The sequence below is a fragment of the Vibrio sp. 1288 genome, assembly GCF_033344475.1.
In genome coordinates, this window is the sequence record NZ_JAWPOX010000917.1 from 1 (window position 1) to 567 (window position 567).

Consider the following 567-nt stretch of genomic DNA (forward strand, 5'->3'; position numbering starts at 1 on the left):
ATCGCATCGGCATGGCTCAAACCATTGCTCAATGGCATCTCTTCTTCTTTAGCGAAATAGCCCGGCGTGGTTAATGTCAGATGCCCCGTGTCACGCGCTGTGGATTCTTTCAAGCTGTCGTAGGTATAAAGGCCAAAACCACCTGCGCTGGTCAGCGCAAAAACTGCAATGGCGATGATCAGCATCGACAACAAACTGCGTCGGCGATTACGTTGTAGGTTCAGCCAAGCAAGGCGAACCGAAACGGGAATTAGCTTGCCCATGAGACCACCTCCACACTGGCGTGCGTTTGGATGATTTTGCCGTCCACCAGCTCGATGGTGCGATCACAGCGTGATGCCATGCGAGGGTCGTGAGTGGCGACAATGAAGGTGGTACCAAACTCGTGCCCGAGCCCTTTCATGATATCGATGACTTTGTTTGCGGTTTGGCTATCGAGGCTTGCTGTTGGCTCGTCGGCAATCACTAATGCAGGTTTGTGAACCAAAGCGCGAGCAATCGCTACCCGTTGCTGCTGACCACCAGACAAGTTATCGGGCATGTGATGGATAAATTCGCCCAGCCCCA

General features: G+C 53.1%; 2 protein-coding genes. Both read right to left on the reverse strand.

Annotated features, from left to right (window positions below):
* The coding region (locus R8O11_RS30080; RefSeq protein ID WP_412035099.1) for an ABC transporter permease at positions 1–263 on the reverse strand (263 nt) is incomplete at its 3' end.
* Positions 251–567, reverse strand: a 317-nt coding sequence (locus tag R8O11_RS30085) for an ABC transporter ATP-binding protein (RefSeq protein ID WP_318195243.1), incomplete at its 5' end; no start/stop codon positions are given. The genes R8O11_RS30085 and R8O11_RS30080, both read right to left, overlap by 13 nt.